Source organism: Pseudorhodobacter sp. W20_MBD10_FR17, assembly GCF_052119765.1.
Classification (GTDB): Bacteria; Pseudomonadota; Alphaproteobacteria; order Rhodobacterales; family Rhodobacteraceae; genus Pseudorhodobacter.
Map to the genome: position 1 here is coordinate 38,235 of NZ_JBGQOQ010000003.1, position 13,227 is coordinate 51,461.

Consider the following 13,227-nt stretch of genomic DNA (forward strand, 5'->3'; position numbering starts at 1 on the left):
GAGCACAGCCTAGCAGGTTTTCTCCGCCCTGTGAATCGGGCATTTATCACAATTTCTTATGGCAGCAAGGGCGACCATGACGGGTCAGACGCACCACCATTGGTCACAACGGGGCGCAAGTTACGGCCCGAAATATCGACCGAGTACAAGGACGACTGCCCACCAGCACCAGCGGTTTCGCGCGCGAACATGATAACACGGCCATTCGGCGACCATGTCGGGCCTTCATCAAGGAAGGACGCCGTCAGCAGCCGCTCTTCGGACCCGTCAGTGCGCATCACGCCAATATGGAACCGGCCCTGATTTTGCTTGGTAAAGGCGATATAATCGCCACGCGGGCTCCATACCGGCGTCGAATAGCGCCCTGCCCCGTTCGAAATCCGCCGAGGTTCGCCGCCACCGGCCGACATCACATAGATCTGCTGCGTGCCGGAACGGTCGGACTCAAACACAATCTGGCTACCATCGGGGCTGTAATCCGGCGCGGTTTCAATCGACGGCGCATTGGTCAGGCGCGTTGATGCCCCCGAGGCAGTATCAACACTGTAAAGGTCGCTGTTGCCGCCTTGCTCTAGGCTGAACACCACTGTCCGGCCATCGGGGGCAAAACGCGGCGCAAAGGTCATGGTGCCGGGCTGATCGGCCAAAGCGCGCGCCTGCACTGATGCCACATCCATCAGATAAATCTTGGGAAAGCCCGAAATATACGAGGTGTACAAAATCCGGTCGCCCGTCGGGCTGAACCGAGGCGCAATCACGATTGAGGCGCTATCGGTCAAATACTGCACATTCGCGCCGTCATAATCCATTACAGCCAAACGCTTGGCGCGGTCATTCTTGGGCCCTGATTCGGAAACAAACACCACGCGGCTGTCGAAATACCCGCCCTCACCTGTGATCCGGCTGTAAACGGCATCGGCCACCTTATGCGCCATGCGCCGCCAGCTTTGCGTAGTGCCTGCAAATTGCAGCCCCTCGCCCATTTGCTGACCCGAGAAAATATCAAACAGGCGGAATTTTACGACAATCCGGTCACCCGAGGCGCTGACAGCCCCCGTCACCAACGCCTGCGCGTTGATCGCTTTCCAATCGGCATAGGCAATCGGCGCGTCGAAACTATCGACCCGGCCAACAAAGGCGCTGGATGGAATTTCGCGGAACAGGCCCGTGCCTGCCAAATCGGCGGCAATCACCCGCGACAGGTTTGCGGCATATTCACCCGCAGCACTGTTTTCGGCCACGAAATTAGGCACCGCGATGGGTAGCGGCTCAATCACGCCCTCGGTAATTTCAATGCGCAGTGGGCCATTTTGCGCCACCGCAGGGGCTGCTGCCAGCCCGCCAAACATCAATCCAATAGCAAGTAATAGGCCGAAGGGGCTCTGATAGGTCATTTGATCCTCATTCTCTCCGGGTTGAATACCAATTCCAAACTACGCCACTGCTCGTATTTTTCAGCGGGAAGTTTGAAACCATTTGCACCGCAACGGATAATCGCACGCCGCCCAGCCTCAAAGGCTTGTCGCGCAGCAGCTTCAGATCCGCCTTCATAGTTTAGCATCTTAATCGAGGCCGCGTCTGGTTTGCCATCTTGGCCCAACTCGGCCCCTACGGTCACCGTTACCAACAGCGCCTCGGACGACAGCGAACCCACGTTCCAGCAGGCCTGAACGGCCACACGCAAACCGTCTTTTTCGCCTGCCGTCATCGGCGGCCCACTTGGCGCGGTCGCAGGCGCAGGGGTTTCCGCCGCCCCCGAGGCCGCACCGGTCGCCGCCGCAATCGCCGCATCAATCGCACTTTGCGTGGCATCGGTGGTTTTGGGTGGCGCAGGTGTGTCGCTGACGGCAGCCTCGGTCCGGCGTGCAGGTTTTGGCTTGGGCCGCGAAGATGCAGAGGGTGCCAAAGGCTCGGCCTTATTGGCCTCGGTCGCAAGCTCGGTCCCCGCCTCTTCAGGCGCGACTTCGGGCTTGGCTTCCTCAATCACAACCGCTTCGGGGGCTGCTTCGGGCGTCACGGCGGGCGTGGGTGCGGCATCGGTCACAGCATCGGGCGCAGGCGCCTCGGTCGGCACGGGCGCTACACGCTGTGCAGGTTTAGCGCGCGGCCGCTCGCTTACGTTGGGCGCCAAAACCGGCGGCTCTTCCACTGCTACAGGGGCGGGCGGGGCAGGCTCATCGGGCGCTTGCGGCACAGGCGCAGGGGCCACTTCCGTTACATCGGGCGAGGCTTCTGGCTCAGGCGATTGCACAGGCTCGGGCTCGGGCGTTGGCGGCACAACGTCTTCGACCGGCGCGGGCGGCTCTTCTACCGGCGTCGGTGGGGTGGGCGTTGCAAGATCGGTTTGCGCAGCTTCAGGTGCCGGTGCTGTTGGCACAGCAGCCTGCATCGCCTCAAACTCGGCGCTGGTCATCATCGACACTTCTGTCACCGCGATCTCGGGGGCGTCATCATGGCGGATAAAAAACCCGCCAATAAACACCCACAAGATCAGGCCGACATGTCCGATACCTGAATAAAGAACGCCCTTGTCCATCACGTCAGCCTAGCCGCCGCTCGCGCCAAAAGAAGGCCCGTCCGTGTCGGTCACAAGGCCGATATTGCGGAACCCACCAGCATTCAGCGCGCCCATCACCTGCGCCACGCGACCATAGGAAATCGCGCCATCGGCGCGCAAGAAAATCTTGTCGCTGGTTCGCTCGGCGGCAACGGCTTGCAATTTAGGGATCAAATCGGCCTCGGCCACCTCTTGGGTCTGAATCATCAGCTGACCATCGGCGGTCATCGTAATTGTCAACGGTTCTTCTTGCTCTGTAGGCAAGGCGGTCGCTGCGGTTTTCGGCAGCTCAATCGGCACACCCACGGTCAACATCGGGGCTGCGACCATAAAGATAATCATCAGCACCAGCATAACGTCGACAAACGGCGTCACGTTGATTTCCGACATCGCAGCCGATTTGCCGCGCCGCCGTCCGCGCCGCCCGCCTCCGCCGCCCGATTTTCCAATAACACCCGCGCCCATGGCCTAAGCGTCCAACTGGCGCGACAGAATGGTCGAAAACTCATCGGCAAAGGCTTCGTATCCACCGATGATATGTTCGCTATCAGCGTTCAACTTGTTGTAAAACACAACCGCCGGAATAGCGGCCATCAGGCCAATACCCGTAGCCAGCAGCGCCTCGGCGATACCGGGGGCCACAACGGCAAGGCTGGTGTTCTGACTTACAGCAATCTGTTCAAACGCGTGCTTGATACCCCAAACCGTACCGAACAACCCGATAAACGGCGCGGTAGACCCCGTGGTCGCCAAAAATGACAGGCCGTTGTTCAACCGCTCGCTTTGCTTGGCAATCGCTACGTCCATGCTGCGGTCAATCCGCGCCTGCGCGCCGGCAATCAGCCCGCCATCATCGCGGTGACTGCGCCGCCATTCCAGCATCCCGCTGGCAAAAATCTTTTCAGACGCGCCCACAGGCTCGGACCCGATACGTTCAAACAGCTCATCCAGCGGCTCACCCGACCAGAAGGCCTGATCAAACACCGCAGACTCGCTGCGCGCCAACCGAAAGGCGATATGTTTCTTGATCGTGATTGCCCAAGACCAAAAAGACATGGCCAAAAGCATCAGCATGACCATCTTAACAGTCAGCGTCGCACGCGCAAAAAGCGCCAAAAGTGAGAAGTCAATCTCCTGCGCCGCCGCAAGGGTTTCCGTGTTCATATCGCCTGCTCTTTTTTATTTGGGCCGTTTGCCGACCTTGGTATCGTTGATTCTACCCGTTTTTTAAGGGGAATGCCAATAGATCATCGCGAGGGCGGGCAAAATCCCGCCAAAACAGCAGTCACAACTGTGTCAGCCCGAAATAAGCCTTTCGCGCAGGCCCTTTGGCAACCGCACAGGCCGCCCTGTGCCTGCCAAACACACCAGCACCACTTTCGCTTCAAACAGGCGCACATCTCCACGATATACGGCCTGCTCTATCACCAGCCGCGCCGCTGTTAATTCTAACAAAACCGTCCGCACCTGCAGTAGATCATCGAAAACAGCCGGTTGCAGGTAGTCCGCCTCAACCCGCCGCACCGCGAAAACCACGCCGTCACGCGCCTTCAATGCAGCTTGGTCAACGCCAAGCGTGCGCACCCATTCGCTGCGCGCCCGTTCGATAAACTTCAAATAATTCGCATAATATACGATACCCGCAAGGTCCGTATCTTCATAATAAACCCGCAAATCAAACTGATGTCCCATCGCAACCTCCTGCCGAAACCCTGTCACACCGCGGCATCACGCCAACCATTCCATTCCAAGACGTCAACACTTACCCTGACCTAGGCACGGCTGCCGCGGCTAAGATTGTGGAGCAGCCTCCGGTTCTGCGCCCGCATCCGCCCCAATCCGCGCCCACAACCGCAGCGCATGGCTGGCATCCTGTGCGACAGCGGGCATTGTTTTGTCATAGCCCGCGCGGATCAACGCGCCAATTTCGGGCCGCAGCACCACCATATCCCCTGCCTTTGCCAGCGGTGATTGCGCGCGGAACGCCACATCCGACCACAACAAAATCACCTGCGCCGCTTGGTTCAGCGCCAGCACTTCGGCCGGCACTTCTGCCAACTCGGTATCCATGCGCACAAATACGAACGCCGCCTTGATCGCGCCATTCGGCTCAAACCTGAAACTGCGGTATTGATTTGCGCCCGCATCTTCCAGCCGGTGCGTCAGCGCGTCCAAATCGGGGATCATCTCGCCCAAACGCGGCACCGCCCGCAGCTCGGCCCAATCGGTGAAAAAGAAAACCATAAGGTTCGCGCCCAGCTCGGGGTCGGTCTCGGCCATCTTATGTCCCGCCAGTGCCACGACCGCCTCGACCGCGCCCTTGACCACTGACAGTGTCTCTTCAGACACGCCAAACACCACCGGCACAATCGGCCGCCCCCAGCGGGCAAACAAATACGTACCATCGCCGCGCGAGAACAGCGCCTCAACCTCATTCACCTGCATCATCGCCTCATTTCGCCTCAAACAAATCCGATTGCCCCGGCGGCCTTGGCGCGTCCAGCCCCAAATGACGCCAAGCCCGCGCCGCCAGCATGCGTCCGCGCGGCGTTCGCTGAATAAGCCCCTGCTGCAGCAGATACGGCTCGATCACCTCTTCCAGCGCATCGCGCGCCTCGCTTAGTGCCGCCGAAATGGTCTCCACGCCCACCGGCCCGCCGGCGTAATGCTCGGCCAGCAACAACATATAGCGGCGATCGGCCCCATCCAACCCCAGATGATCCACCCCCAGCCGCGTCAGCGCGCGGTCGGCAATCGCCCGCGTCAGCCGCCCGTCACCTTCAACCAACACAAAATCCACCACGCGGCGCAGCAACCGGCCCGCGATCCTTGGCGTGCCGCGCGCGCGTTTCGCAATCTCGCGCGTGCCTTCGGGGTCGGATGGAATTCCCATCAGCCGCGCGCCACGGGTGACGATCAGGTCCAGCTCGTCTTCGGTATAAAACACCAACCGTGTTGGAATGCCGAAACGGTCACGCAGTGGCGTAGTAAGCAGGCCCAAACGGGTAGTGGCACCGACCAAAGTGAACGGCTGCAAATCAATCCGCACCGTGCGCGCGGCAGGCCCTTCGCCAATCACCAAATCCAGCGCGAAATCTTCCATCGCGGGATAGAGCACTTCCTCAACCACTGGCGACAGACGATGGATCTCGTCAATAAACAGCACGTCATTCGGCTCAAGATTGGTCAGAATCGCCGCCAAATCCCCCGCCTTGGCCAGAACGGGCCCCGAGGTCATGCGAAACCCAACCCCCAATTCCCGCGCCATAATCTGCGCAAGGGTGGTTTTGCCCAAACCGGGCGGGCCGTGAAACAGCGTGTGGTCCATCGCCTCGCCACGAATTTTCGCCGATTCGATAAAAACGCGCAGATTGGCACGGGCCTCGGCTTGGCCAACGAATTCCTCCAACACCTGCGGGCGCAAGGCGCGGTCGGCATCTTCGGGCAGCCCCTCGGGGCGCAAAGTGGGATCAGGCTCCATGTCTTATCCCTTCGGCGCCAGCAGCTTCAGCGCCGCCTTAATCAGCAAGCCAGTCCCCGCCTCGGGGGCCTCACCCGCTGCCTGCGCCACGGCCTGCGCCGCATCGCCATGCTGATACCCAAGGTTGATCAAGGCCGAAAGCGCCTCGGCGCTTGCCGCAGCCCGCCCTGCCGCCGCAGAGGCCGCCACAGCTTTGGCACCATCATCAGGCTTGGCTGCCCTTTTTGGCGCGGCCATAGGTTCGATCACATCATCCTCGACCGCCCCCACCATACTGGCCGGATTAGCCCCCATCGCCATTACCGCAGGCGCTTTGGATTTCAGCTCCAGCACCACCCGCTGCGCGATTTTAGGCCCAACACCGGGGGCGGCCTGAATGGCCTTGGCATCGCCCAACGCAATCGCCCGCGCCACGCCCTCTGGCCCCAAGGTGCCCAGAACCGCCATCGCCGCCTTGGCGCCCACGCCTTGCACGGTCACGAGCAGCTTGTGCCATTCCTTTTCCAGCATCGTCGGAAAGCCGAACAGTTGCAGCAAATCCTCGCGCACCAGCAGCTCGGTGAACAACGCCACGGCCTCTCCTACGCGCGGCATCGCGGCAAGCGTCCGGTCGGAGACATAGACGATATACCCCACCCCCCGCACATCAACCAACACATGGTCGGCCCCGCGATACTCCAGCCGCCCTGCAATCTTACCAATCATCCTGCTGCCCTTTTCAACGCGGCCTGCAAACGGCCAGCACTTTGCATATGATGCGCATGACAAATCGCAATCGCCAAGGCATCGGCGGCATCGGGTCCCGCAATCACCACCCCCGGCAAGTGAATGCGCACCATATGGTCAACCTGCGCCTTGGCTGCATGACCGACGCCGACGACCGTCTTTTTCACCGCATTGGGGGCATATTCGCCAACCGTAATACCAAATTGCGCCGGCACCAGCAACGCGATGCCCCGCGCTTGGCCCAGCTTTAGCGTCGCCACCGCATCTTTGTTCACAAAGGTATTTTCCACCGCCGCCGCATCCGGGGCAAATTCGCGCAACACCTCGGTCAACTGGCTGTGCAAGCTTAGCAACCGCGCGGCCAGATCACCCGACTCAGCCCCCCCCTTGGTACTGGGCGCTGAATGGCAAATCCCGTTGGCGACATGGGTTAACCGCGATCCGGCGACGTCAATCACCCCCCAACCAAGGTTTCGCAACCCCGGATCAATGCCCATTACCCGCATGCCAACCTCTTTTTATTCGTTAAAATGCGAATAGCACGAATAGGGAACATCCGCAAAGTGGTTTCCGCGCGCACGTCAAGCCCCCATGCTGCCCACGCCGAGCCCCGCAAAATTGCTGCAACCGCACAACATTCGACACTTTGCCCGTCAAAAGCGACGCTTTCTTCAACCCACAATGAAATATGGCGAAATTGCGGCAATCAGCCATGCGCAAACTGCAATTCGGCCATGCGGTTTCAACCAATTGCTTTGCAGTCGCAGCAGGCCTATCTGCCAGTCAAGGAAACACAATGCTTCATAATTGAGCAGTTTACAAAAAGGACTACGGCAATGGCCGCTTTCGAAACAACCCGCGCCGCACCGTTTGGCGCAATCGCCACATACAACATTGTTCGCTTTTTCGGCAATATTGCCAGCGATGCAATCTCTTGGAATGATGCCCGCGTTACACGCAACGCTTTGGCCAAACTGACCGACCGCGAACTGGATGATATCGGCCTGTCGCGCGGCGACATCGCAAGCATCGCAGCACAGAATCGTTTTTGATTTCTGGCCTGTATGATTGGTAGAACTTGCGCCCCTGCGGTGCCTAAATAAAAAGGCCGCCTCCATCTGGGAGTGCGGCCTTTTTGATATTTTATCGTCGCAAGTATCGCCCGACTCAGCTGCGTTTTTGCAAGCTGCGGCGCAATACCTCCGAGACCCAGAGCGTCGCGCGATCAGGTGCCATCAACAAGGCCCCCAGTTTACCAAAGCCCTCACCCTGTTGCAACGCCACCAGCCGAGTCTCATAAGGGCCTGCGCCGACGAAATAATAAATAGACCCTTTCAGCGCGAAAACCGCAGTCAAAACCAACACAATCGGCATCACTAATCTGAAACGGTTCTTGCGCTGCGACCGGCGAAACTGTGCCCGCCCTAATACGCCCGCAGCGTCAAACCCATGGCCTTGCGCATGTACGGCCTTCAGACGGCCGACGCGTTCATTAAAATCCTTAAAATTTGGATCAAACATAATTACCACCAAAAAAAACGCCCCATAAAAACCATGGAGCGCTTAGAATCAGGCGGAAATAAGATAAATTCGTAGAAAAATGGCCCTTTATGGCCTTATTTTGGCCCCAATTTGACCGATTATTTCCGGCGCAGAACCAATGCCGACCATTCGCCCAGATCTTCGCGGGCAACGGAAACAAAGCCTTCGGCGTGATAGGCCGCTTCAATCGACTCGGCCTGCACCACCAGCAGCCCCGACAGAATGCACAGCCCGTCTTCGGCAATATGACGCGCCATATGCGGGGCCAATTCGACCAGCGGACCCTTTAGAATATTGGCGAATACCAAATCATAGGGTGCCGCCTCACGCAGGCGCGGGTGGTCAAACCCTGCCGCCTCAAGGCATTCCACACGGCCGTCCAGCTCGTTAATCGCCATATTGGCCCGCGCGACATCAACCGCCACTTGGTCAATATCGGATGCAATGATCAGCGCATCGGGCAGCACACGTGCCGCCGCAAGCGCCAACACCGCCGTACCGCAGCCAATATCTGCGACGCGTGCAGGTGAAAACCCTTGGTCAATCAGCCTGTCAAACGCCCGCAAACAGCCCAAGGTCGTGCCGTGGTGGCCGGTGCCAAAGGCGACTGTGGCCTCAATCTGCAACGGCACGCGGCCCGGCTCGGTTGGCACCTTGTCGGCGTCATGGCTGCCATAGACAAAGAACCGGCCCGCCTCGACGGGTGACAGCTCGCGCCGCACATGGGCGACCCAATCCACCTCGGGCAGCTCCGACACGGCAAAAGACTTTGCCTCAAACGCCACGGCCAGCAATTCAAGCGTCACCTGATCTGGCGCCTCGAGGAAATAGGCGCCCACTTCCCACAGCCCGCTATCGTCTTCGATCTCAAACACGCCAACGCCCGTTGGTTCGGGGTCCATCCGCTCCATCGCCTCGGCAAGGGCTTCGGCGGCATCTTGGCCAATCAGGGTGGTCAGGGCTGTATAGGTGGGCATGGTCAAACCTCATATAAGTTGCCAACGGCCTAGCCCTGCCGCCGCGCGCCGTCAAGTATGGGGGCAAGTCTCGCGCCGGGACACGCGCTATGCCTCGCCCAATGCCACGTGCGCCTTGGCCAAATTCCGCTTGGAAAAAATCGTCTCATTTCCATCATCCGGCTCATCCGGCACCAACAGCGCCAGCAGCATCGACACCAGCGCCATCACCGCCGCCAGCGCAAACACCGCTTTGGGCGATATGATCCACAAATACCCCAGCCCCGCGGGCAAAAACACCGCCGCAATATGGTTGATGGTAAAGGCTACCGCCGCCGTGGGCGCAATATCGGCAGGGTCGGCGATTTTCTGGAAATAGGTCTTAATCGCGAAAGCCATTGAGAAAAACAGATGGTTCAACACATAAAGCACCGCCGCCACATGCCAGCTCCACGCATAGACATAGAGCATGCCATAGCTGATAAACACCGCCGTCAGCCCCGCATATTCGACCACCAGCATCCGCCGTTCGCCATAATGCGCGATCCAGCGGCCAATCGTCGGCGCGATCAGCATATTGGCCAGATAGGTCACCATAAACAGCGCCGTCAGCGCGCGCACGTCCATGCCATACCGCTCAACCATCATAAAGGCCGCAAACACCACGAAAATTTGCCGCCGCGCGCCAGACATAAACTGCATCAGATAATACAGCCAATAGCGCCGCCGCAGCACCATCGATTTGTTCTGAGGGTTCGGGGCGGCAAATTGCGGGAATGCCAGCGCGCAATAAATCGCAATCGCAATTGTCACCAAGCCCGCCGTCATAAACACCGTGTTATACGACAAATCCAACCAATGCCACGTCACCACGATCAACCCGTAGGCCACCAGTGACGCCCCCGCCCCCACGGCCGAGATTTTGCCGATCACTTGTGGTGCGACCTTCTTATCAATCCACTGCAATTGCAGGCTTTGGTTCACCGTTTCATAGTAATGAAACCCGATGGATGACAGCATTGTCACCATCAGCAAGCCGCCAAAGCTGGGGAAATACGCCGTCACCGCCGTGGCCACCCCCAGCAGTATCAGCATCACCACGGCCAAGACCTACTCACGCAGCACCAGTAGCACGGCGATCACGCCCACAGCCAACAGGCCCGGAATCTCGCGCACCGTGTGCAGCCAGCCAATCTCAACGCCCGTAAAGCCCGCCGCCTCAATGACAAAATTGTTCAGCAGCGCCGACCAAGTGGCAAAGGAAATGGGCATCGCCGCCGCCATCAGGCACAGCAAAAACACCGGCCGCCGCCAAAACGGCAGGCCAACAGTTGCGGAAAGGGGAACCGAGGTAAGGCGCATTCCTTTCCCTTATTCCGGTTTTCGCAACCGATCCAGCATGAAATTGTACCAATATGATCTGCATCATGTTACACATATTCAAACCACTCTATATGGCACCCACCATAAGGAGCATCGCATGGATCTGATCCCCCTGATTGACCGTATCGGCGAATCCCCCACCGCCGCGCTGTTTGGCCTGATCACCGGCCTGATTTTCGGCATCGCCGCCCAGCGCAGCAAGTTTTGCCTGCGCGCCGCCACCGTCGAATTCGCCCGTGGCCAGATGGGGCCACGCGTGGCGGTTTGGTTGCTAACCTTTTCCACCGCGCTCGTCTGGGTCCAAGGCGCACGGCATTTCGGCCTGTTCAACAGCGATGACGCGCGGATGATGGCGGTTGCGGGGTCTTGGTCGGGCGCGGTCATCGGCGGGCTGATCTTTGGCGTCGGCATGGTGTTGGCGCGCGGCTGCTCTGGCCGCCTTCTCGTTCTTGCCGCTACGGGCAACCTGCGCTCGATCGTCTCGGGCCTGATTTTCGCCGTGGTCGCACAGATGTCACTGCACGGTATGCTTGCGCCGCTACGCGATTACCTTGCCCGGCTTTGGGTCACCCCCGGTGGGCGCAATGTCGATCTGCTGGCCATGCTTCATTTGCCCGCAATCTCGGGGCTGCTGCTTGGCCTTGCCCTCGCAGCCCTCGCGCTTATCGTCTCGTACAGAAACAAAATCTCGGCCCGCACGCTGATCTTTGCCTCTGGCGTAGGCTTTGCGGTCGCCACGGGCTGGGTGCTTACCTATTCCCTCGCGCAGGTGGCGTTTGAGCCGGTCTCTATCACCTCGGCCACCTTTTCCGGCCCTTCGGCCAACACGCTGATGTTTTTCCTGACCCCCAACCCTGTGCTGGAATTTGACATTGGCCTTGTGCCTGGCGTTGTAATCGGCGCATTCATGGCCTCGCTTTGGGGGCGAGAGTTCAAGTTTGAAGGGTTTGATACCGCAGGCAACATGCGCCGCGCGATGATCGGTGCCGTCCTGATGGGCTTTGGCGCAATGCTCGCGGGCGGCTGTGCCATTGGTGCGGGCGTCACCGGCGGGTCGATCTTTGCAGGAACTGCTTGGTTGGCACTCTTTTGCATGTGGATTGGCGCAATGTTAACCGATTTCATCGTCGACCAAGCCGGCCAACGCGCGGTGGCTTGAAACCTGCAGCTACCCGACGCATCCTACCCCAAACACAAAAAGGGGACGGATATGAAAGTTGTCGTGATGGGTGCGGGCGTTATTGGTGTGACCACCGCCTATTACCTCGCCAAACAAGGGGCCGAGGTGACCGTGCTTGACCGCCAACTTGGCCCCGGCTTGGAAACCTCTTACGCCAACGCGGGAGAGCTGTCTTATGGCATGACCTCGCCTTGGGCTGCCCCCGGCATCCCTGTCAAAGCCGTGAAATGGCTGTTTATGAAGCGCCGCCCGTTGTTCATCTGGCCCCTCATAAGCCCGACAATGTGGAAATGGGGCTATGACATGGTACGCAACTGTAATGAGGAAAGCTACCGCATCAACAAAGGCCGCATGGTCCGCATTTCCAACTACTCCCGCGATGTTATGCCGGAATTGATCGCAGAGACTGGCATCGAATACGATGGCCGCGAGCAAGGCACCTTGCAACTGTTCCGCACCGCCAAACAGATGAAGGGCTCTAAGGCCGACCAAGACATTTTAACCGAATACGACAGCCCGTTTGAGGTGCTTGGCCGTGATGCCTGCATCGCTGTGGAACCGGCACTGGCCGAGGTTCGCAATAAATTCGTCGGTGGCCTGCGCATGACGGCAGATCGCACCGGTGATTGCCGCATCTTTACCACCAAACTCGCCGAAAAATGCGCCGAGATGGGGGTCGAATTCCAATACGGCCAGTCCATCCGCGAAATCGTGGTGGAAAATGGCCGCGTCGCAGGGATTGAGACTGAAATGGCGGGCCGCATCACTGGTGATGCCTATGTCTGCGCGCTCGGTAGCTATGCGGCGGGATTGCTGAAACCCACAGGCATCCGTTTGCCCGTCTATCCGGTCAAAGGCTACTCGGTCACCCTGCCCGTCACCGATGACGCCTTTGCCCCGCAATCCACCATCATGGACGAAACCCACAAAGTCGCGATTACCCGACTCGGCGACCGTATCCGCGTGGCAGGCACCGCCGAGATCGCGGGCTATTCCAACCGCCTCGGCCCCCACGCCACCGATACCGTGCGCCATGTGATCGAAGACCTGTTCCCCAAGGGCGGCGACCTGAGCCGCGCCGAAGGCTGGACCGGCCTGCGCCCGATGACCCCCGACGGCACCCCCGTCCTTGGCGCGTCCCGCTATGACAACCTGTTCCTGAACACCGGCCACGGCACGCTGGGCTGGACAATGGCCTGCGGATCAGGCCGCGCTGTGGCCGATGTGGTGCTGGGTAAGCCGCCCGAGATTTCGTTCGATGGGCTGACGGCAGAGCGGTACGCGTAGGGGGGCGGCTGAAGCATCGTGATGCGTTCCGGGATACAAACCTTGGTCCGGTCGCATTTACATCCAAAGAATTGCCCGCCGCGGAAAATTAGGCCGCGCGGGCATTGCGCAGCTG

The 13,227-nt window shown here is 59.5% G+C and carries 14 protein-coding genes and 1 pseudogene; 3 read left to right on the top strand and 12 right to left on the bottom strand.

The features are described from left to right. Positions 1-56: 56 nt before the first annotated feature. The 9 genes from tolB to ruvC all read right to left on the bottom strand — a co-directional run bounded on the left by tolB (position 57) and on the right by ruvC (position 7,270). On the bottom strand, positions 57-1,394 hold the full coding sequence (gene tolB, locus ACEN2J_RS02810; protein ID WP_442103110.1) for a Tol-Pal system beta propeller repeat protein TolB: 1,338 nt from the start codon (positions 1,392-1,394) through the stop codon (positions 57-59). Next, positions 1,391-2,536, bottom strand: a complete 1,146-nt coding sequence (locus ACEN2J_RS02815) for a cell envelope biogenesis protein TolA (RefSeq protein ID WP_442103112.1) — start codon at positions 2,534-2,536, stop codon at positions 1,391-1,393. The genes tolB and ACEN2J_RS02815 overlap by 4 nt, the downstream gene beginning before the upstream one ends. Positions 2,537-2,545: 9 nt before the next feature. Further along, the gene (gene tolR / locus ACEN2J_RS02820) at positions 2,546-3,022 is read right to left on the bottom strand and encodes a protein TolR (protein WP_442103114.1); all 477 of its coding nucleotides are present in this window, start codon (positions 3,020-3,022) and stop codon (positions 2,546-2,548) included. Positions 3,023-3,025: 3 nt separating this feature from the next. Continuing rightward, complete coding sequence (tolQ, locus tag ACEN2J_RS02825; protein WP_442103116.1) at positions 3,026-3,721, bottom strand: protein TolQ; 696 nt, start codon at positions 3,719-3,721, stop codon at positions 3,026-3,028. Between the two features lie 132 nt (positions 3,722-3,853). Then, positions 3,854-4,249, bottom strand: coding sequence for a tol-pal system-associated acyl-CoA thioesterase (gene ybgC / locus ACEN2J_RS02830; RefSeq protein ID WP_442103118.1), 396 nt, complete (start codon positions 4,247-4,249; stop codon positions 3,854-3,856). A 99-nt stretch (positions 4,250-4,348) separates the two neighbouring features. Further along, positions 4,349-5,002, bottom strand: a complete 654-nt coding sequence (locus ACEN2J_RS02835; protein ID WP_442103120.1) for a hypothetical protein — start codon at positions 5,000-5,002, stop codon at positions 4,349-4,351. A gap of 7 nt (positions 5,003-5,009) precedes the next feature. After that, positions 5,010-6,038 carry a Holliday junction branch migration DNA helicase RuvB gene (gene ruvB, locus ACEN2J_RS02840; protein WP_442103122.1) on the bottom strand — a complete coding sequence of 343 codons (1,029 nt, stop codon included), beginning with the start codon at positions 6,036-6,038 and terminating at the stop codon, positions 5,010-5,012. Between the two features lie 3 nt (positions 6,039-6,041). Continuing rightward, positions 6,042-6,743, bottom strand: coding sequence for a Holliday junction branch migration protein RuvA (ruvA, locus tag ACEN2J_RS02845; RefSeq protein WP_442103124.1), 702 nt, complete (start codon positions 6,741-6,743; stop codon positions 6,042-6,044). Continuing rightward, positions 6,740-7,270, bottom strand: coding sequence for a crossover junction endodeoxyribonuclease RuvC (ruvC, locus tag ACEN2J_RS02850; protein WP_442103126.1), 531 nt, complete (start codon positions 7,268-7,270; stop codon positions 6,740-6,742). The genes ruvA and ruvC overlap by 4 nt, the downstream gene beginning before the upstream one ends. A 330-nt stretch (positions 7,271-7,600) precedes the next feature. Here ruvC and ACEN2J_RS02855 point away from each other — a divergent pair, with 330 nt between their 5' ends. Beyond that, on the top strand, positions 7,601-7,816 hold the full coding sequence (locus ACEN2J_RS02855) for a DUF1127 domain-containing protein (RefSeq protein ID WP_442103128.1): 216 nt from the start codon (positions 7,601-7,603) through the stop codon (positions 7,814-7,816). A gap of 115 nt (positions 7,817-7,931) precedes the next feature. Here the strand turns inward: ACEN2J_RS02855 and ACEN2J_RS02860 are convergent, their stop codons facing one another. From ACEN2J_RS02860 to ACEN2J_RS02870, 3 genes and pseudogenes are all read right to left on the bottom strand, one after another. Continuing rightward, positions 7,932-8,285, bottom strand: coding sequence for a hypothetical protein (locus tag ACEN2J_RS02860; RefSeq protein WP_442103130.1), 354 nt, complete (start codon positions 8,283-8,285; stop codon positions 7,932-7,934). A gap of 119 nt (positions 8,286-8,404) precedes the next feature. Continuing rightward, on the bottom strand, positions 8,405-9,283 hold the full coding sequence (locus tag ACEN2J_RS02865) for a 50S ribosomal protein L11 methyltransferase (protein ID WP_442103132.1): 879 nt from the start codon (positions 9,281-9,283) through the stop codon (positions 8,405-8,407). Positions 9,284-9,370: 87 nt separating this feature from the next. Then, positions 9,371-10,624, bottom strand: a pseudogene (locus ACEN2J_RS02870) (MFS transporter). 118 nt (positions 10,625-10,742) lie between these two features. Between ACEN2J_RS02870 and ACEN2J_RS02875 the strand changes: the two are divergent. Next, positions 10,743-11,804: a YeeE/YedE family protein gene (locus tag ACEN2J_RS02875; protein WP_442103134.1), complete on the top strand. Its 1,062-nt coding sequence runs from the start codon at positions 10,743-10,745 to the stop codon at positions 11,802-11,804. A 3-nt stretch (positions 11,805-11,807) separates the two neighbouring features. Continuing rightward, a complete protein-coding gene (locus ACEN2J_RS02880) occupies positions 11,808-13,112 on the top strand; it encodes a D-amino acid dehydrogenase (protein ID WP_442103334.1) in 1,305 nt (434 codons plus the stop codon). Positions 13,113-13,227 lie beyond the last annotated feature (115 nt).

Excerpts from the sequence above, each read along its gene's own strand:
- tolB (WP_442103110.1), bottom strand. The coding sequence starts at position 1,394 with ATGACCTATCAGAGCCCCTTCGGCCTATTACTTGCTATTGGATTGATG.
- ACEN2J_RS02815 (WP_442103112.1), bottom strand. The coding sequence starts at position 2,536 with ATGGACAAGGGCGTTCTTTATTCAGGTATCGGACATGTCGGCCTGATC.
- tolR (WP_442103114.1), bottom strand. The coding sequence starts at position 3,022 with ATGGGCGCGGGTGTTATTGGAAAATCGGGCGGCGGAGGCGGGCGGCGC.
- tolQ (WP_442103116.1), bottom strand. The coding sequence starts at position 3,721 with ATGAACACGGAAACCCTTGCGGCGGCGCAGGAGATTGACTTCTCACTT.
- ybgC (WP_442103118.1), bottom strand. The coding sequence starts at position 4,249 with ATGGGACATCAGTTTGATTTGCGGGTTTATTATGAAGATACGGACCTT.
- ACEN2J_RS02835 (WP_442103120.1), bottom strand. The coding sequence starts at position 5,002 with ATGCAGGTGAATGAGGTTGAGGCGCTGTTCTCGCGCGGCGATGGTACG.
- ruvB (WP_442103122.1), bottom strand. The coding sequence starts at position 6,038 with ATGGAGCCTGATCCCACTTTGCGCCCCGAGGGGCTGCCCGAAGATGCC.
- ruvA (WP_442103124.1), bottom strand. The coding sequence starts at position 6,743 with ATGATTGGTAAGATTGCAGGGCGGCTGGAGTATCGCGGGGCCGACCAT.
- ruvC (WP_442103126.1), bottom strand. The coding sequence starts at position 7,270 with ATGCGGGTAATGGGCATTGATCCGGGGTTGCGAAACCTTGGTTGGGGG.
- ACEN2J_RS02855 (WP_442103128.1), top strand. The coding sequence starts at position 7,601 with ATGGCCGCTTTCGAAACAACCCGCGCCGCACCGTTTGGCGCAATCGCC.
- ACEN2J_RS02860 (WP_442103130.1), bottom strand. The coding sequence starts at position 8,285 with ATGTTTGATCCAAATTTTAAGGATTTTAATGAACGCGTCGGCCGTCTG.
- ACEN2J_RS02865 (WP_442103132.1), bottom strand. The coding sequence starts at position 9,283 with ATGCCCACCTATACAGCCCTGACCACCCTGATTGGCCAAGATGCCGCC.
- ACEN2J_RS02875 (WP_442103134.1), top strand. The coding sequence starts at position 10,743 with ATGGATCTGATCCCCCTGATTGACCGTATCGGCGAATCCCCCACCGCC.